Genomic DNA, 17,914 nt, shown 5'->3' with positions numbered 1-17,914 from the left:
GCGCAGCTGGTGGAAGGGGCATCCTCATACGGAACGGTTGCGTTGCGCCGCGATCCCCTTCCACGTCGCCCTTGCGGGCGCGGTCCCCTCCCCATGCCGGGGAGGATAAGGTTGCATCGTCGGGCCAGCTACGCGACAGCAACGCCAGCCTCCGCAACCCGAAAGGTCCGCATGTCCGCCGCCCCGTCTTCGCTGCGCGCCTTCCTCGTCGCCGGGGCCGGGATCATGGTCTATACGGTCATGGACGCACTGATGAAGCAGTTGTCGATCGACAGCGGCGCGTACAATGCCGTGCTGTGGCGGTCGGTGGCGGGAGCGGTGCTGTGTGCGGTCGTGTTCGTGGCGCGCGGGCGGCGCTGGCCGGCATGGGGCGTGTTGAAGCTGCATGTGGGACGCGGCGTGTCTGCGGGCGCGTCGGTCGTGCTGTTCTTCTGGGGCCTTGCACGGGTGCCGATGGCGCAGGGGGTCGCGCTGACCTTTCTCGCGCCGCTGATCGCCTTGTATCTGGCCGCTTTGTTCCTGGGCGAGACGATCCGCCGTGCGGCGATCATCGGGTCGCTGGTCGCGTCGATCGGCGTGTTGGTGATTGCCGCTGGCGAGGTTCAGGCGGATGCATCGACACAGGCGGTGCTGGGCAGCCTCGCCTGTGTCGCCGCGTCGATCCTCTATGCCGCCAGCCTGATCTTCCTACGGCAGCAGGCGCAGGCCGCCGACCCGCTGGAGGTCGCGTTGTTCTCCAGCCTCGTCATCGGCGCAATGCTGCTGCCCGCCGCTCCATGGCTGGGCGCCATGCCGGCACCGTCGCAACTGGGCACATTGATCGGCGCGGCGCTGCTCAATATCGCGTCGGTAATGGCGCTGGCCTGGGCCTATGCGCGGGCCGAGGCGCAGGTGCTGGCCCCGGTCGAATACAGCGCGTTCGTTTGGGCGGCGATTACCGGGTGGATCGTGTTCGGTGAGACGGTGTCGCCCTATACGGTGGTCGGTGCGCTGCTGATCGTGGCGGGGTGCATCGTCGCGGTGCGGCGCCGGGTGCCGGCGGTGCAGAGCGAGGCGGGGGCATGAGCGTCGATACCGCCCTGATCGACTGGGTCGAGGAGGCGATGGCGCCGCTGGGTCAGGTCAGTTTTCGCCGGATGATGGGCGGGGCGACGCTGTATCTCGACGGCACCGTCTTTGCGATCGTGCTGGACGATGCGCTTTGGTTCAAATCCGACGTGGCGGCCGATGCGCTATGGGATGCGGCCGGGTGCGCGCGTTTCACCTATGAGCGCAAGGACGGAACGACCGCGACGATGAACTATCGCCGCGCACCCGACGACGTGCTCGACGATGCGGACGCGATGCGGGAATGGGCGGCACTGGCGGTCGAGGCCGGGCGGCGGGCGCCCGTCAGGCGCAAGCGGGCGAAGGGGTGATGGCCTGCTCATTTCCCGTCATTCCCGCGAAGGCGGGAACCAATATGCGCGTGCGGTGGTGCAGGACCTTCGACGGCAGCGTCGATGGACTCCCGCCTTCGCGGGAGTGACGAGGGAGGGGCCTACGCAGCGCGATCGCTCTACCCCAAAATGAAACGGGCGGGAGAAACTCCCGCCCGCCTGACAAGATCAGCGACCCGCCACGTCGGCGTCGTGCGGTTCCTCGCCCTTCGCCTTCGCCTCGTTGTAGCGCTCGATCGCCTCGATGGTGATCTGCTTCGCTTCCTCGGCGCCGCCCCACGTCCCGATGCGGACCCACTTCTTCTTTTCGAGGTCCTTATAGTGGGTGAAGAAATGTTCGATCTGTTCGAACACGATCTCCGGCAGATCGGCCTTTTCGCCGACATTGCTGTAGTAGGGGAAGGTCGAGTCGACCGGCACGCACACTAGCTTTTCGTCGCCGCCGGCTTCGTCCTCGAGATTCAGCACCGCGATCGGGCGCGCGCGGACGACGCAGCCGGGGATGAAGGGCGAGCGCGACACGACCAGCGCGTCGAGCGGATCGCCGTCGGGCGACAGGGTGTGCGGCACGAAGCCGTAATTCGCCGGATAGCGCATCGGCGTGTGCAGGATGCGATCGACGAACAGCGCGCCCGACGCCTTGTCGAATTCATACTTCACCGGTTCGCCGCCGGTGGGCACTTCAATGATGACGTTCAGGCTGTTGGGCGGATCGTCGCCGACCGGCACCATGTCGATGCGCATTGATACTACTCCCTCATCTCACGCTGCAGCGCGGTAGACGCGCCCTTTACCGGTTATTCACAAATGGAGAAGCCGCTTTTCCTTGGAATCGTTACGGACGCGCCCATCCGGTCCCGATGTGGGACCGGATGGGGCAGGCTTCATTTGGCGGCGAGCAGCCGGTCGATACCGTTTTCGCCGTCGCCGACCTTTTCGAGGCGGGGATAGCGATGTCCTTCGTTATAGGGGATCGCGATTTCACGCACGGCATCGTCCATGCGGACGGTCAGGCGGATCGGGTCCTTCGACCCCTTGGCCGCGCCGACTGCATCGCGCAGCCGGTCGGGGGTGTAGGCCGTGCCGTTGACCGCGACGATGGTCGTCCCGGTTTCGAAGCCTGCCTTGAACGCCGGGCTGCCCCACATGACGCTGCCAACCTTGCCGTCCTTGTTCGCGGTCAGGCCGAGCGAATAGGGGACTGATACGCCCCCGCCGGTCTTTTCGCGGCCCTTCAGGTACGGCGTCGGCGTGTCGGTATAGACGATGCGATAGCCATTGGCGGCAAAGCCGTCGATCGGCGCGCGGTCGGTGCGGGCATTGAGGCGCTTGTCGAGGAAGCCGGCCCAGTCATAGGGCTGGATGCCGTTCAGCGTCCTGACCACATCGGCCAGTGTATAGGGCAGCACGCCCCAGTCGCCGTCGCGCACGCCGAAGAACGCGCGGGCGAAATCGTCCATCGACTTCGTGCCGCCCGACTGCTTGCGCAGGATCGAGTCGACCTCCATCCACACCAGCAGCCCTTCGTTGTAATAATCCTCCGACCGCTGCCAGCTGACCCAGCCCTTGGGACGACGGGCGGTGATGACCGGATCGTTGGTGGTATCGATCAGCGGGCGCCACTGGCGACCCTCGCGGGCGTCCAGCGCGGCGGCGATGTCGGCATAGGCGTCGAGCGTATCCTGCTTCGACACGAGGCCCGACCGCGCCTGCAGCACATAGCCCCAGAACTGGGTCTGCCCCTCATACACCCACAGCATCGAGTTGCGCATGGGGGTACGGAAATCGGGCGTGAACAGGTCCGCGCCGCGGCGATACTTGCCGTCCCAGCTATGGGTGAATTCGTGCGGCAACAGGTTGCGTTCGCCCGGCCCGGCATTCCAGTCGGTGAAATAGCCCGGATCGACGCCGTTCTCCGACGAGCGGTGATGTTCGAGGCCGATCGATCCCATCTTGTCGGTGATCGACAGCAGGAATTCATACTTGTCGTAATGCTGGGCGCCGAACAGCTTCACCGCCTGTTCGACTAGCCGGGTGTGCGCTGCGATCTGTTCGGGCGTGGCGGCCAGCTCGGACGGCTTGTCGGCGACGACGTTCAGGCCGACGCGATCGGTCAGCGGAAAGCGCTTGAAATATTTGCCCGCGAAGACCGGCGAATCGACCAGCGTTTCATAACTGGTGCGTTCATAGCGATAGACCCCGCCCTGCGCCTTTGACGGCAGGGCCGATGCGGCGGTCCAGCCGGTCGGGTACTTCACCGTGGCCTCGATCGGAATACGGCGCGTATAATAGCCCGCCGGATACAGGCTGACCGATTCGAACTGCAGGTTCAGCATTTCCGGGGTGACGACGATGCGACCCTGATCGCCCTGCGTCGCGGTCAGGAACTGGAACTGGACGTCGAGGTTCTTCGCCCCGGCCGGCACGTCGATGTGGAAGGCGAACATGTCCAGCACGTCGCGGGTCCACGGCAGTTCGCGACCGTTTGCGCGGACGACGAGGCCGGCAAGCTTCTCGATTTCACCGCGTGGGCCATGCTTGCCCGGCAGCCATTTCGGCATCAGCAGCACCATGTGGCCGCTGCGGGCGACCGGGATCGTTTCCTTTACGCGGAAAATGCCCTGCGTCGTGTCGGTCGCATCGACGTCCAGCTTGATCGTGCCGGGATAATCCACGTCGCGCGCGGCGGGCACGGTGTCCACGATCGGCGTCGGTTGGGGCAGGGTGTTGCCCGGCGGGTTGATCTGCTGTGCGGCGGCGGGAAGGGCGGTGGTGGTCAGCAGCAACGCGGCAAGAACGATACGCAAGGGCAGATACTTCCTTTTGAAAAGGATATGCTTCACCGGATGCTTACCATCGCGGGTGTAGCGGATTGCCCATGTATCAGCCCAACTCCCTGTCCTTGCAAGCCGAACCCGACCGGCGACCGCCATCTGCGGTATCGTCGGGCGTGGGACTTGCCGGACTGGCGGGGTTGCTCGCGTGGGTTGCGGTGGCGTGGCATTACGGGATGGACGGGCCGTATGCGGCGCTGGTCAACGTCGCCGCCTGTGCGCTGCCGATGGTGCTGTGGTCGCTGCTGGTCGACAAAGTGCATCGCAACCCATCGACGGGAATCGACTGGAGCAAGGTGCGGCCGTGGCGCGAGACGGTCGAGATCAGCCTGACCAAGCTGGCCGGGTTGTGGATCACATGGGGCCTGATCGCGGCAATCTATACCACCGGGCGGTTTTATTGGGAGGGCGGGTTCGCTTTCTCGATGTGGGTGTTCGGGTGGGCATCGGTACCGTTGTTCGTGCTGTCGATCCCCTACATGCTGTGGATCGACCGGCGGCTGGTCGAGCCGAAGGATGGGTGCTGGGCGCTGGGAGCGTGGGCGATGCACCTCGACGAACCCATCGACCGGGACGCCATCTGGAACCATCTGCGCGGCTGGGCGGTGAAGGCGTTCTTCCTCGCCTTCATGCTGGCGATCGTGCCGCCGGGGTTCGGCGAATTCATCCGCACGCAGCGCTCCGCCGTGCTGACCGGGCCGGTGCCGCTGGCCAACTGGCTCATCACCTTCATGTTCGTGATCGACGTGGCGTTCGCGACGGCGGGCTATATCCTCGCGATGCGGCCGCTCGACAGCCATATCCGCAGCGCCACGCCCTATGCGGCGGGATGGTCGGCGGCGCTGATCTGCTATCCGCCGTTCATCCTGATGGCGAATGGCGGGCCGCTCGATTATCATCCGGGGACGGCCGACTGGACCTATTGGTTCGCGGATCATCCGGTGCTGTTGTGGATCGTCGGCGCGGTGCTGGTGGCGCTGACCGCGATCTATGCCTGGGCGACGATGGCGTTTGGCCTGCGCTTTTCGAACCTGACGCACCGGGGCATCCTGACGCATGGACCATATGCGTTCAGCCGGCATCCGGCCTATCTGTCGAAGAACCTGTTCTGGTGGATTTCGACCATTCCGGTGCTGACGACGGCCGACAGCTGGACGTCGGCGGCGCGCAGTACTGCGATTTTGGCGTGCGTCAGCGGGGTCTATTACTGGCGGGCCAAAACCGAGGAATGGCATCTGGGGCAGGACCCGGCGTATCGGGCGTATAGCGACTGGATGGTGCGGCGGGGGTGGGTGACCAAGCTATTCTCTCCTCCCCGGCACGGGGAGGGGGACCGTCCGTAGGACGGGGGAGGGGGATCGCCGCGCAACGCAACGACAGCGTTTGCGGGCACCCCCCTCCACCAGCTTCGCTGGTCCCCCTCCCCGAGCCGGGGAGGATCGGTTTAGAAACTATACTCGTCGTACACCTTCGACAGGTCGCCGCCCCATTCGCCGGCGAACTTGTCGAGCAGCACCTGCGCCGGGACCTTGCCCGATCGGACGACCTCGCGCAGCGGTTCGAGGAAGCCGCTTTCGTCTTCCCCCGACAGGCTGAGGCGACGGCGGGCGCTGAGGCCCCGGCCGGCAATGTCGAGGACGTCGCCCGCGATATCGCGCAAGGTGCCGCCACCGGGCAGCGGTGCGTCGAGGCCGAGGGCGGGCACCGTGTCGCGCAGCTGCTGGCGGTCCTCGATCGACCAGCCCTTCACCAGATCCCATGCGGCATCCAATGCGCTCTGATCGTAGAGCAGCCCGACCCACAGGGCGGGGAGGGCGCAGATGCGGCCCCACGGCCCGCCATCGGCACCGCGCATTTCGAGGAAGGTCTTGAGGCGCACTTCGGGGAAGGCGGTGGAGAGATGGTCGGCCCAGTCCTCCATCGTCGGCTTCTCGCCCGGCAGGACCGACAATTCGCCCTTCAGGAAGTCGCGGAACGACAGGCCGGCGGCATCGATGTAGCGGCCGTCGCGATAGACGAAGTACATCGGCACATCGAGCGCATAGTCGGCATAGCGTTCGTAACCGAAGCCGTTCTCGAACACGAAGGGCAACATGCCGGTGCGTGCCGGATCGGTGTCGGACCAGATGTGCGATCGATAAGAGAGCTGGCCGTTGGGCAGGCCGTCGGTGAACGGCGAATTGGCGAACAGCGCGGTCGCGAGCGGCTGCAGCGCAAGGCCGACGCGGAATTTCTGCACCATGTCCGCTTCGCTCGAATAATCGAGGTTCACCTGAATCGTGCAGGTGCGCAGCATCATGTCGAGGCCCATGCTGCCGACGCGCGGCATATGGTTCAGCATGATGCCATAGCGGCCCTTGGGCATGATCGGCAGTTCGTCGCGGCGCTTGTCGGGCCACATGCCGAGGCCAAGGAAACCAAGGCCGAGTTCGTCGCCGACCGCCTTCACTTGATCCAGATGGCGGCCGGTTTCGGCGCAGGTCTGATGCAGGTTTTCGAGCGGCGCGCCCGACAGTTCGAACTGCCCGGCGGGCTCCAGGCTGACCGAACCGTCCTTGCCGGTTAGCGCGATGACCTTGCCGCCCTCCTCAACCGGACGCCAGCCGAAGCGTTCGAGGCCGGCGAGCAGGTCGCGGATGCCGCCGGGTTCGTCATAGGACGGGGCGGCATGGTCGCTGGTGCGATAGACGAACTTCTCGTGTTCGGTGCCGATGCGCCAGCGCTCCGCCGGCTTCTCGCCCCCGGCGAAATAGGCGATCAGTTGCGAACGGTCCTCGATGACCGCTGCTTTGCTGTCCGAAACGGTCTTCGTGCTCATGACCGCGCCCATACGCCGCGTAGGCGAGCCGCGCTAGGGGGCTATGATTGTTCGCGCGATAGCCCGACTACCAGTCGCCCGCCGCCGCCATCCACAGCGCGGTCGCCGCTGCCGCCGCGGTTTCGGCGCGCAGGATGCGGGGGCCGAGCGCCATGCCGACCGCCTGCGGGTGCGCACGGACCTGGTCGCGTTCCTCCTGATCGAAACCGCCCTCCGGCCCGATCAGGATCGCCGCTGGCCCTGGTCGCGCGCGCATTGCGTCGAATGCAGGCACGCCGCCGGTTTCGTCGGCGAAGAACAGCGCCCGTTCTGAGGGCCAGTCGCGCAACAGTGCGGGCAGCTTCACCGGTTCGGCAAGGGACGGCAGGGCGGTGCGGCCGCATTGCTCGGCGGCTTCGATCGCATGGGCGCGCAACCGGTCGAGGTTGAGCCGGTCGACCACCGTCCGCCGGGTCAGGACGGGAACGATGCGGTCGACGCCCAACTCGCACGCCTTTTCGATCACCCAGTCGATCCGGCCCTTCTTGGTCGGCGCAATGCACAGCCACAGGTCGGGCACGATCTCGCGCGGGCGCAACGGCTGGTCAACGGCGAGCGTCAGGTCGCGCTTGCGCACCTCTGTCGCGCGCGCCAGCCATTCACCGGTCGCATCATCGAACAGACGCACGACGTCACCGTCCTTCACCCGCATCACCGACAGCAGATAATGGGCCTGCGCGCCGTCGAGGCGGATGCGCGCCCCTTCCGACAGCGGCTGTTCGACGAACAGGCGGGGGGACGAATCGGGCGGCCAGGCGGGCGTAGCGGGCATGGGGGCGGGTTAGAACCGAATACGGCCGGGTTCAAATACGATGGAAGCTTCACCCCGACCCGGACGCGTATCCCCGCGCAGGCGGGGATCCAGGGTAATGGAACGCAACGCTCGTGGCTCTGGATCCCCGCCTGCGCGGGGATGCGCCCACATTTCCATAAGTCTAGCGATCACGACGCCAGCTTCATCAGCACCAGCCCGCCCAGCAGCATCGCCGCCGCGACCAGCCGGAGGGGCGTTACCGCCTCTCCCAGGATCACGATGCCGACAATGAACGCCCCCAGCGCGCCGATGCCGGTCCACACCATATAGCTGGTACCGAGCGGCAACTGCTTCATTGCAAGCGACAACAGGCCGAAGCTGGCGAACATCGCGACGAAGGTTGCGAGCGTCGGCCAAGGTTTCAAGAAGCCGTCGGACAGCTTCATGTAATAGGCCCAAACGATCTCCAGCAGCCCGGCAATGGTGAGCAGCACCCACGGCATCAATCGGGCGTCCCGTCGCGCTCGACGCGATAGGCGGCGTCGAGATAGCGGTCGGCTGCCGCGCGCAGGGCGGGTTCCTTCTCGAACGCCTCGGCCGGTGGCGGGGCGAAGCCGAATGCGTCCATCAGCGTCCACAGCGCGAAGCGACGCGAGGGGTCGCGCTCCACACCGAAGTCGATCGACATCCGCTCGCGTGCCGCGTCCTGTGCGGCGGCGGAGAGCGTGTCGGGATCGGCCGTGCCGAAATAATGGCGGAGCAGCTGGTCTAGGTCCATGGCGCCTACCGTAACGCCCCCGGCGACATGACGAAAGTTTAACGCAACCGGCGCGGGGACCCCGCCGTTTTTGCGGTATCCATTTCGGATCGAGGAGACTGGACATGCGGTTCGTTGCTCTGTTCACCCTGCCGATTGCCATGATTGCGGCACAGCCTGCACTGGCCAAGGGATGTATTCGCGGCGCGGTTGCCGGCGGTGTCGCCGGGCATATGGTCGGCAAGGGCCATGGCAAGATGGGCGCGGTCGCCGGCTGCATTGCGATGCACCATCATTATTCCAAGCAGGCAAAGGCCCAGGCCGCCGCAGCGAAGCGCTGATCGCGCCAAGCCTGCGCAGGGCCGAGGAACGCCCTGTGCAAGGCGGCCGGTCCGTGGCAGCAGGGGCGACATGTCGTCCCCTGCACCCGCCCCCCATGTCGCCGATACCGAACATCGCGGGCTGATCGCCATCCTGCCCGCCGCTGCGCGGCCGTTCGCGTTGCTGGCGCGGTTCGACCGGCCGATCGGGTGGTGGCTGCTCTACTGGCCCGGCGCGTGGGCGATGGCCTTGTCGGGGCGCGGAGTCGCGCGATGGGACATGCTGTTGTGGTTCCTGGCTGGCAGCATCGCGATGCGCGGCGCGGGCTGCGTCTATAACGACATCGTCGACCGCGATCTCGACCGACAGGTGGCGCGGACCGCGAACCGCCCGCTGGCGAGCGGGGCGGTGTCGGTCCGGGCGGCATGGGTCTGGCTGGTGTTCCTCAGCCTGATCGGCTTCGTCGTTCTGCTCCAGCTGAACTTCACCGCCGCGATAGTCGCACTGGCCAGCCTGGTGCTGGTCGCCGCCTATCCGTTCATGAAGCGGATCACCTGGTGGCCGCAGGCGTGGCTGGGCATGGTGTTTTCGTGGGCCGCGCCGGTCGCGTGGGCGCAGATGGCGGTGGCGGACTGGACCCCGCTGGCGCTGCTGTACGCCGGGTCGATCGCGTGGGTGATCGGCTACGACACCATCTATGCGTGCCAGGACATCGAGGATGACGCGATGGTCGGCGTGCGGTCGTCGGCGCGGGCGATGGGTGCGCGGGTTCGACCGGGCGTGACGTTGCTCTATATCGTGGCGGTCGCGTGCTGGGCGGGGGCGGTGTGGCGGGTATTCCCGACACCGCTGGCGCTGCTCGCGCTGCTTCCCGCCGCGCTGCATCTGATGTGGCAAGTCGCAACGCTGCAGCCGGACGAGGGCGCCAACACGCTGCGCCGGTTCCGGTCGAACCGCGATGCCGGGCTGCTGCTGTTCCTCGGCCTGTTGACCGTGGGGCAGGCGGCATGAGCGTTGCCGTGTCGCCCAAGGCTTCCCATGTGGCCCCCATGATCGATCCCCGCACCGCCACCGACCGCGCCCAATCCGCCATTGCCCGCGCCCTTGGCCACGGCGCCGATGCCGCCGATGCGATCCTGGTCGCCGATACCGCATTGTCGGTGTCGGTCCGGCTGGGGCAGCTGGAGGATGTCGGCCGGTCCGAAGGCGCCGAGCTGGGCCTGCGCGTGTTCGTCGGGTCGCGGTCGGCCAGCGTCTCCACCTCCGACCTGTCCGAAGCCGGCCTTGCCGCGCTGGCCGAGCGGGTGGTCGCGATGGCGCGCGCGGCGCCGGAGGATCGCTGGGCGGGCCTCGCCCCGGCCGAACGCCTGTTGCATGGGGCGCCACCGCTGCTCGACCTCGACGATGGTGGCGAGGTGTCGCCGCAGGTGCTGCGCGAGGCGGCATTGGCGGTCGAGGATGCCGCGCGGTCGGTCGCGGGGGTGAGCAATTCGGAAGGCGGATCGGCCGGCTACAGCCGCGCCATCGTCGCGCTGGCGACCAGCCATGGCTTTGCGCAGGGCTATGCGGTCACCAGCCACGGCATTTCGGCGAGCGTACTGGCGGGCGAGGGCGCGGCGATGCAGCGCGACCACGCCCATCATTCGGCGCGGCACCGCACGATGCTGGAAGCGCCGGAGACGGTCGGGCGCCGCGCGGGCGAGCGGGCGGTCGCGCGGCTGAACCCGGTGAAGATCGATGGCGGCGCGATGCCGGTGGTGTTCGACCCGCGCATCGGCGGCAGCCTGATCGGCCATGTGCTGGGCGCGATCTCCGGGCCGTCGATCGCGCGCGGGACGAGCTTCCTGCGCGAACATCTGGGCCATGCCATCCTGCCCGAGGGGCTGTCGATCATCGACGACCCGCACCGCCCGCACGGCCTTCGCGCGCGGCCGTTCGATGGCGAGGGGCTGGCGGTGTCGCCGATGGCGCTGGTCGAGCGCGGCGTGTTGCAGACCTGGCTGCTGGACAGCGCATCGGCGCGGCAGCTGGGGCTGGAGCCGACCGGCCATGCCTCGCGTGGGTTGAGCGGGCCGCCGGGGGTGACGACCGGCAACGTCCATCTGGCGGGTGGCGCGGGCAGTGTCGCCGCGCTGATCGAGGATATCGAACGCGGCGTGCTGCTGACCGAATTGATCGGGCAGGGCGTGAACGGCGTCACCGGCGACTATAGCCGGGGGGCGTCGGGCTTCCTGATCGAGCGGGGCGAAATCACGCGGCCGGTGTCGGGCATCACCATCGCCGGCAACCTGCGCCCGATGCTGTTGTCGATGCGCGCGGCGGGCGATCTGGAACATCGGCAGGGCGTCAATGTGCCGACGATCCGGGTCGATGGCATGACGGTGGCGGGTGGCTGAGGCGGCGCTGCTTGATAAGGTGACGGCGATCGCCGGGGAAGCGGCCGCGCTGGCGTTGGCCAGCTGGCGCGGGGATTTCCAGACATGGGAAAAGGCACCGGGCAATCCGGTGTGCGAGATCGACCTGAGCGTCGACCGGATGCTGCGCGATCGGCTTTCCGCGTTGCTGCCCGACGCCGGATGGTTGTCGGAGGAGACGGCGGACGATGCGGTCCGGCTGTCGCGGCGGCGGTTGTGGATCGTCGACCCGATCGACGGCACTCGCGACTATATCCGCGGGCGCGATGGCTGGGCGGTGTCGGTCGCCCTGATCGAGGATGGGCAGCCGGTGCTGGGCGTACTGGACGCGCCGGTCCGGCGGCAACGCTGGACGGCGGCGGCGGGGCAGGGCGCGCGGATGAACGGCACGCGGCTGACGGTCAGCCCGCGCGTCGACTTTGCCGGCAGCCGGACCCCGGTCGATGCCCTGCCCAAGGCGGACCGCGACCTGCTGATGGTCGCCAAGCCCAATTCGATCGCGTTGCGCATGGCGATGGTGGCGAGCGGGGAGGCGGATTTCCTCGCCACGCTGCGCTGGGGCAATGAATGGGACGTGGCGGCCAGCATCCTGATCGCGCGCGAGGCGGGGGCGACGGTGACCGATGCGATCGGGCGGAAGCTGCGGTTCAACCAGCCGCGCCCGCAGTTCTTCGGGGTGATGGCGGCGGCGCCCGGTATCCACGGCGCGGCGGTCGAGCGGCTGCGCGAGCGGGCGATCGTGGCGCTCGGGAAGCGGTAGCTTGACGTATCCCGCGAAGGCGGGGATCCAGCGCCACAAGCACGACCGTCGCGTTCCTGTACCCTGGATCCCCGCCGTCGCGGGGATACGCGGTTGATGGGCAAGGCACGGATCACCCGCCATTCATCGGCGTTGTGGCAGCACCATGGCGATGACGACGACCCTTCCCGACCGAAGCCGTATCGGCGCGATGGTGGTGACCGTCGGGCTGCATGTGCTGCTCGGCTGGGCGCTGATCGTCGGGCTGGGGGTGGATGTGGCGCGGACGGCGCAGCGTGCGCTGGCGACGTTCGACCTAGTGCCGCCGCCGCCCGACCCGCCACCGCCGCCGCCGGTGCCGCAGGTCGTGCGGCAGGGGCGGCCCGAGGGACGCGCCGCGCCGCCCAATATCCGGTCCAAGGCGACCGAAATCGTCGCGACGCCGCCGGTCGTGCCGCTGCCGGTGCCGCCGCCGGTCGTCACCGCGCCGGTTGCCGGACCGGGGAACGATGTGTCGTCGGGTGCCACCGACACGGTCGGGCCGGGGACGGGTGCCGGCGGGATCGGCGATGGCTTGGGCAGTGGCGGTGAGGGGGATGGCGACGGCAGTGGCGGGGGCGATACGCCGCCCGAGCAGATCGGTGGGTCCTTGCAAGGCGCGCGGTTGCCGCCGGAGTTGGAGGAGAATGGCTTCGAAGGGTCGGTCGAGGTGCGCTATATCGTCGAGACCAATGGGCGGGCGAGCGAGTGCCAGATCATGCGTTCGAGCGGCAATCGCGCGATCGATGCCGCGACCTGCCGGCAGGTGGAGCGCGCCTTCCGCTTCCGGCCCTCGCTGGACGGACGGGGGCGGCCGGTGGCGTCGGTCATGGTCCAGCGGCATTATTGGGATGTGGAGCGCGACCGCGAATAGTGCGGATTTCGACCAAAGTTCACAAAGTTCACACTAATGGCGTGTTTGCACGGCGCGTGTTGTTGCGTAGCATTCGCATCTGGCGGGGCGCGGTGCATCGACGGTGAGAAAGAGCCGCGCGGAGGGTAGGCACTTCCGTATGCGGTAGGAAAGGGGTTCCTGTGCCGGGTGGGGTATCCGCGGGAAGGCGGAAGGCCATTGACGGAGCCGGTTCAGATTCAGCGCCGTCGTCAGCGTCCATGGATTCCCACCTTCGCGGGAATGACGGCAAGGCCCTAGCTCTTTGCCATCATGGATCCGGGCAGGCATTGCGCCCCGTCCCATAACATGATGCAAGGCTTCATGTTCATACGGTTCTGCAAGGCGGTATTGGCCGGCAGCTTTACTGCGGCGGCGATGCCGCTGTTCTTCGCGATCCTTCTCACGCTGCGGTCATTGCCGGATGGGGGGATCAACGGTCCGGGCAGTATAGGAGCGTCGCTCTATCTGGCGATCCTGCCGCTGCTTGTGACGACGCCGATCGTACTTCTCGCAAGCATCCTGATCGGCCTGCCGCTGGCGCTGTTCTTGCGTCGGAGTGGTCGAGAGTCGACCTTTGCGTATTGCGCGGCGGGCGGCATTGCCGGATTTGTCATTCCAAGCGCCGGCCTCCTCTTGCTGGGGCTGGACGCCCTTGGCTGTTTCCTGATGGGAGGGCTGGGAATGGTCAGTGGCGCCATGACCGGCTATGTGTGGTCCAGGCCGGCCAAACGTCCTATTCCTCGCCCTGATACTTGATCTGCAGGAACCGTTCGCGCGTCGCGAGGCTGTCGAGGTCGCCCTGCGCGAGTTGCTGGGTCATCGCGGCGATTTCGGTGTCGATGATCCGCAACCCGTCGACCAGTTGCTGGTCGGGCGTGCGGCCATTGCGTTCGACGCGGCGGAGGGGTTCGGGAACGCGCTGATAGCCGCGGACCAGTTCGGGGAGTTGTTCGCCGATCAGCTTGCGAACCTCGGCGGCGGCGGGTTCGTCGTCGGGCAGGGTCGCGAGCTGCGCCGACAGGGTGTCGAGCTTGATCCCGATCGCATCGGCCAGCGTGATGGCGGGCGCGGGGAGGGCGGGGCGCTGCGTGGCGAGCCAGCGTTCGGTCTGTGCCGGGAGCGACTTGATCGGGGCCTGTACCAGCGCTTCGACCGCGACCTCGCGGGTGACCGGCATCAGCGCGAACAGCGCAGTGGCGGCGATCAGCAGCGCCATGACCAGCATCGCGCCGCCCAAGCCCAGCGGCACGAACCAGCCGAACACCAGCGCAGCCAGCAGGATCGCGCCATCGGCGGCGGCGATGCGGCCGAGGCGACGCAGCACCTCCGCCTCGCGCCGGCGCCGGGCGCGCGGCGCGACGACGCCGTGGCGTTCGCGGGCGCGTTCGAGCGTCAGGCTGGCGCGTTCGAGAACCTCGTCGCTGCGCGACATCGCGTTACATCGCCTCCAGCTTGAACGTCTCGCCGCCCGCCGCGTTTTGCGACGCGCCCTCGGCACGGGCGATATAGCCCTTCGACTTCTCCACCTCGTTGGACAGGGTGCCGATGGTGGTCTTCATCGAATCCAGCGCCTTCAGCTTGAAGGTGTCGATCGCGTCCATCGTGTCATAAACATTCTGGAACGCGCGCTGGAGCACCTCGACCGGGATGGTCGAGGCGGCGGCCTGTTCGTGGATCGTCGCGGTCTGGCTGCGCAGCAGCTTGCCGGTGGAATCGATGATGTTGGCGGTGGTGGTGTAGAGCGCGGTGATCTGTTCCAGCACAAGCTTCTGGTTGGTCAGCGCCTGCGCGACCGTCACCGCCGTGCGCAGCGCGCCGACCGTCGTGGTGCTGGCGCGGTCGACGCCCTTTACCAGCTCGACATTGTTCTTCTTGACCAGATCGAGCGCCAGATAGCCCTGCACCGTCACCGCCATCTGCGTCAGCAGGTCCTGCGACCGCTGGCGGACGTAGAAGAGCGCGGTTTCGCGGATCGCCTTGGCCTTGGCCGGATCGCTATGGTCCAGCTCGTTGGCCTTGTCCTCCAGCTTGCCGTCCATCTCCTGCGACAGATAGATCATCTGTTCGAGGCGACCCATCGCCGTCCACAAATTGGCGCGTTCGGTGTCGATGGCGGCATTGTCCATCAACAGCTCGTCCTTGCCCGATTGCAGGCGCTTCAGGATCGAGGCGATGTGGCTCTGCGCAGATTTATAGCCGTCGAAATAGTCGCGGACCTTGTTGCCGAACGGGATCATGCCGAACAGCTTCTTGGGTTCGAGCAGATTGCCCTGCTTGCCCGGATCGAGATCCTCGATCGTGCGGCGCAGCTGCGCCAGGTCGGCGCCGACGCCCGATTCCTGGTCCATCGCCTTGACCGGGCGATCGAGGAAGCGGTTGGACTGGCCGGCCGCCTCGCGGATTTCGCGTGCGCCCAGGTTGCTGATCGCGTCGACCCGCTTGCCGAATTCGGGCGAGTTCGCGTCCTGCGCGACCAGTTGTTCGATGAAGTCGTCGACGCGGCGCTGCAGTTCGGTGCGCTTGGTATCGTCGACCGGGACCAGCCCGGCGGCCTTGGCCGGGGCGACGGTCGGCACCGGATCGGGCGGGGTCAGCACCAGTGCTGGCTCTTCGGTCGTCTGCGTTGCCATACATCCTCCAACGGTCTTGTCCCATTGATGGCGGGGAACGGGGGGAGGTTCAAGTGTGCTGTTGGAATAATACAGTTAGAAGGAGGAATTTGGTTCACGCGGAGGCGCGGAGAGATTACCTTCGCTGAGGGCGCTTGCGACCGGGAGACGTCTGCGCTGGCTGTACCCGAAGGGCGAGCCCGCTTCGCGGGCAAGGGGGTGCCTGACGCAATTCCTCCGCGCCTCCGCGTGAACAAAGTTTCTTCTTTCGTGGGCCCGCGCGCCTGCCGCAATGCAGCAAAGGGGGGACTTCCGGTTTCGCATGAAATACGCTAAGCGCGCGGCCAATTGCACTCCCGCAGTATCCAGGAAACACCATGAGCCTCCGCAACGTGGCGATCATCGCCCACGTCGATCACGGCAAAACCACGCTCGTCGATCAGTTGTTCCGTCAGTCCGGCACGTTCCGCGACAACCAGCGCGTCGAGGAACGCGCGATGGACTCGAACGACCTCGAAAAGGAACGCGGGATCACGATTCTCGCCAAGCCGACCTCGGTCGAATGGGTGCCGCCGGCAGGTGGCGAACCGGTGCGGATCAACATCGTCGACACGCCGGGCCACGCCGATTTCGGCGGTGAAGTCGAGCGCATCCTGTCGATGGTCGACGGCGTCGTGCTCCTGGTCGATTCGTCGGAAGGCGCGATGCCGCAGACGAAGTTCGTGACCGGCAAGGCGCTGGCGCTCGGCCTGAAGCCGATCGTCGTGGTCAACAAGGTCGACCGCAGCGACGCGCGTATCCAGGAAGTGCTGGACGAAGTGTTCGACCTGTTCGTGTCGCTCGACGCCAATGACGAACAGCTCGATTTCCCGGTGCTCTATGCGTCGGGCCGCAACGGCTATGCCTCGACCGACATGGACGCGCGCGAAGGCACGCTGCAGCCGATGTTCGAAACGATCGTTTCGCACGTTCCGCCGCCCAGCCTCGACGTCGATGCGCCGTTCACCTTCCTGGTGACGCTGCTCGACCGCGACAACGTCCTCGGCCGCATCCTGACCGGCCGCGTCAATTCGGGCACGGTGAAGCTGAACCAGCCGATCCACGCGCTGGATAATGACGGCAACGTGATAGAAACCGGCCGCGCGTCGAAGATCATGTCGTTCCGTGGCCTCGAGCGCGTGCCGGTCGAGGAAGCGAAGGCGGGCGACATCATCTCGCTGGCCGGCCTGACCGTCGCGACCGTCGCCAACACCATCTGCGACCCGCAGGTTACCGAGCCGCTGCACGCACAGCCGATCGATCCGCCGACGCTGTCGATGCGCTTCGCGGTGAACGATTCGCCGATGGCGGGTCGCGAAGGCAGCAAGGTGACGTCGCGCATGATCCGCGACCGCCTGTTCCGCGAAGCCGAATCGAACGTCGCCGTGAAGGTGACCGAAGCGTCGGATCGCGACAGCTACGAAGTCGCCGGCCGCGGCGAATTGCAGCTGGGCGTGCTGATCGAAACGATGCGCCGCGAAGGCTTCGAACTGGGCATTTCGCGTCCGCGCGTGCTGTTCGGCGAGGACGAGAATGGCGGCAAGACCGAGCCGTACGAAACCGTCGTGATCGACGTGGACGAAGAGTTCTCGGGCACGGTCGTCGACAAGATGAACCAGCGCAAGGCGGAAATGACCGATATGCGCCCGTCGGGTGGCGGCAAGACGCGCATCACTTTCTCGGCACCGTCGCGCGGCCTGATCGGCTATCACGGCGAGTTCCTGTCGGACACGCGCGGCACCGGGATCATGAATCGGCTGTTCGAGAAGTACGGTCCGCACAAGGGCCAGATCGAAGGCCGCAAGAACGGCGTGCTGATCTCGAACGGCGCCGGCGAAGCGCAGGGCTATGCGCTCGGTCCGCTCGAGGAGCGCGGCATCCTGTTCGTCGGCCACGGCGAAGCGCTGTATGAAGGCATGATCATCGGCGAGAACGCCAAGACGGACGACCTCGAGGTCAATCCGATGAAGGCGAAGCAGCTGACCAACTTCCGCGCATCGGGCGGCAAGGACGACGCGATCCGCCTGACCCCGCCGAAGAAGATGACGCTGGAACAGGCGATCGCCTATATCGACGATGACGAGATGGTCGAGGTGACGCCGAAGAACATCCGTCTGCGCAAGCGCCACCTCGATCCGCACGAGCGGAAGAAGGCGAGCCGGGCGAAGGCTGCAGCGTAAGCTGCGCCGAGCCGAACAAGGCTCGCCCGGCCGGCCT

The 17,914-nt window shown here is 66.8% G+C and carries 18 protein-coding genes; 10 read left to right on the top strand and 8 right to left on the bottom strand.

Going from position 1 to position 17,914, the window contains the following annotated elements:
* Window positions 1-171: 171 nt before the first annotated feature.
* Window positions 172-1,065 carry a DMT family transporter gene (locus QZ755_RS10310; RefSeq protein ID WP_294322508.1) on the top strand — a complete coding sequence of 298 codons (894 nt, stop codon included), beginning with the start codon at window positions 172-174 and terminating at the stop codon, window positions 1,063-1,065.
* Window positions 1,062-1,418, top strand: a complete 357-nt coding sequence (locus QZ755_RS10305; RefSeq protein WP_294322507.1) for a TfoX/Sxy family protein — start codon at window positions 1,062-1,064, stop codon at window positions 1,416-1,418. Before QZ755_RS10310 ends, QZ755_RS10305 begins: the two co-directional genes overlap by 4 nt.
* 189 nt (window positions 1,419-1,607) lie before the next feature.
* Here QZ755_RS10305 and ppa read toward each other — a convergent pair whose 3' ends face one another.
* A complete protein-coding gene (ppa, locus tag QZ755_RS10300) occupies window positions 1,608-2,183 on the bottom strand; it encodes an inorganic diphosphatase (protein WP_294322506.1) in 576 nt (191 codons plus the stop codon).
* Between the two features lie 140 nt (window positions 2,184-2,323).
* Window positions 2,324-4,252, bottom strand: a complete 1,929-nt coding sequence (locus QZ755_RS10295; protein ID WP_294322686.1) for a peptidase M61 — start codon at window positions 4,250-4,252, stop codon at window positions 2,324-2,326.
* Between the two features lie 65 nt (window positions 4,253-4,317).
* Between QZ755_RS10295 and QZ755_RS10290 the strand changes: the two genes are divergently transcribed.
* Window positions 4,318-5,616 (top strand): DUF1295 domain-containing protein, encoded by a 1,299-nt coding sequence (locus QZ755_RS10290; RefSeq protein ID WP_294322504.1) that lies wholly within the window; start codon window positions 4,318-4,320, stop codon window positions 5,614-5,616.
* A gap of 101 nt (window positions 5,617-5,717) precedes the next feature.
* Here QZ755_RS10290 and QZ755_RS10285 read toward each other — a convergent pair whose 3' ends face one another.
* The 4 genes from QZ755_RS10285 to QZ755_RS10270 form a co-directional block, all read right to left on the bottom strand.
* Window positions 5,718-7,091, bottom strand: a complete 1,374-nt coding sequence (locus tag QZ755_RS10285; protein WP_294322503.1) for a glutamate--cysteine ligase — start codon at window positions 7,089-7,091, stop codon at window positions 5,718-5,720.
* 67 nt (window positions 7,092-7,158) lie between these two features.
* A complete protein-coding gene (locus QZ755_RS10280) occupies window positions 7,159-7,902 on the bottom strand; it encodes a 16S rRNA (uracil(1498)-N(3))-methyltransferase (protein WP_294322501.1) in 744 nt (247 codons plus the stop codon).
* A 170-nt stretch (window positions 7,903-8,072) separates the two neighbouring features.
* On the bottom strand, window positions 8,073-8,387 hold the full coding sequence (locus QZ755_RS10275; RefSeq protein ID WP_294322500.1) for a multidrug efflux SMR transporter: 315 nt from the start codon (window positions 8,385-8,387) through the stop codon (window positions 8,073-8,075).
* Entirely contained in the window at window positions 8,387-8,662 is a 276-nt protein-coding gene (locus QZ755_RS10270) for a hypothetical protein (protein WP_294322498.1), read from the bottom strand. Before QZ755_RS10270 ends, QZ755_RS10275 begins: the two co-directional genes overlap by 1 nt.
* 104 nt (window positions 8,663-8,766) lie before the next feature.
* Here QZ755_RS10270 and QZ755_RS10265 point away from each other — a divergent pair, with 104 nt between their 5' ends.
* From QZ755_RS10265 to QZ755_RS10240, 6 genes are all read left to right on the top strand, one after another.
* A complete protein-coding gene (locus QZ755_RS10265) occupies window positions 8,767-8,982 on the top strand; it encodes a hypothetical protein (protein WP_294322497.1) in 216 nt (71 codons plus the stop codon).
* 70 nt (window positions 8,983-9,052) lie between these two features.
* Window positions 9,053-9,973 carry a 4-hydroxybenzoate octaprenyltransferase gene (gene ubiA, locus QZ755_RS10260; RefSeq protein ID WP_294322495.1) on the top strand — a complete coding sequence of 307 codons (921 nt, stop codon included), beginning with the start codon at window positions 9,053-9,055 and terminating at the stop codon, window positions 9,971-9,973.
* 38 nt (window positions 9,974-10,011) lie between these two features.
* Window positions 10,012-11,358 (top strand): metallopeptidase TldD-related protein, encoded by a 1,347-nt coding sequence (locus QZ755_RS10255; protein ID WP_294322494.1) that lies wholly within the window; start codon window positions 10,012-10,014, stop codon window positions 11,356-11,358.
* Complete coding sequence (locus QZ755_RS10250; protein WP_294322492.1) at window positions 11,351-12,136, top strand: 3'(2'),5'-bisphosphate nucleotidase CysQ; 786 nt, start codon at window positions 11,351-11,353, stop codon at window positions 12,134-12,136. Before QZ755_RS10255 ends, QZ755_RS10250 begins: the two co-directional genes overlap by 8 nt.
* Before the next feature lie 145 nt (window positions 12,137-12,281).
* A complete protein-coding gene (locus tag QZ755_RS10245) occupies window positions 12,282-13,028 on the top strand; it encodes a TonB family protein (protein ID WP_294322490.1) in 747 nt (248 codons plus the stop codon).
* A gap of 330 nt (window positions 13,029-13,358) precedes the next feature.
* Window positions 13,359-13,805, top strand: coding sequence for a hypothetical protein (locus tag QZ755_RS10240; RefSeq protein WP_294322488.1), 447 nt, complete (start codon window positions 13,359-13,361; stop codon window positions 13,803-13,805).
* Here the strand turns inward: QZ755_RS10240 and QZ755_RS10235 are convergent.
* Both QZ755_RS10235 and QZ755_RS10230 read right to left on the bottom strand, forming a co-directional pair.
* The gene (locus tag QZ755_RS10235; protein ID WP_294322486.1) at window positions 13,783-14,481 is read right to left on the bottom strand and encodes a hypothetical protein; all 699 of its coding nucleotides are present in this window, start codon (window positions 14,479-14,481) and stop codon (window positions 13,783-13,785) included. The genes QZ755_RS10240 and QZ755_RS10235 overlap by 23 nt on opposite strands.
* A 4-nt stretch (window positions 14,482-14,485) precedes the next feature.
* Complete coding sequence (locus QZ755_RS10230; RefSeq protein WP_294322484.1) at window positions 14,486-15,679, bottom strand: toxic anion resistance protein; 1,194 nt, start codon at window positions 15,677-15,679, stop codon at window positions 14,486-14,488.
* Window positions 15,680-16,035: 356 nt separating this feature from the next.
* Between QZ755_RS10230 and typA the strand changes: the two genes are divergently transcribed.
* Window positions 16,036-17,877, top strand: a complete 1,842-nt coding sequence (typA, locus tag QZ755_RS10225; protein WP_294322482.1) for a translational GTPase TypA — start codon at window positions 16,036-16,038, stop codon at window positions 17,875-17,877.
* The last annotated feature ends 37 nt before the right edge of the window (window positions 17,878-17,914 follow it).

This window comes from uncultured Sphingomonas sp., assembly GCF_913776855.1.
Taxonomy (GTDB): Bacteria; Pseudomonadota; Alphaproteobacteria; order Sphingomonadales; family Sphingomonadaceae; genus Sphingomonas.
The sequence above is the reverse complement of the archived record's forward strand: the minus strand, read 5'-3'. Positions and strand labels throughout refer to the sequence as shown.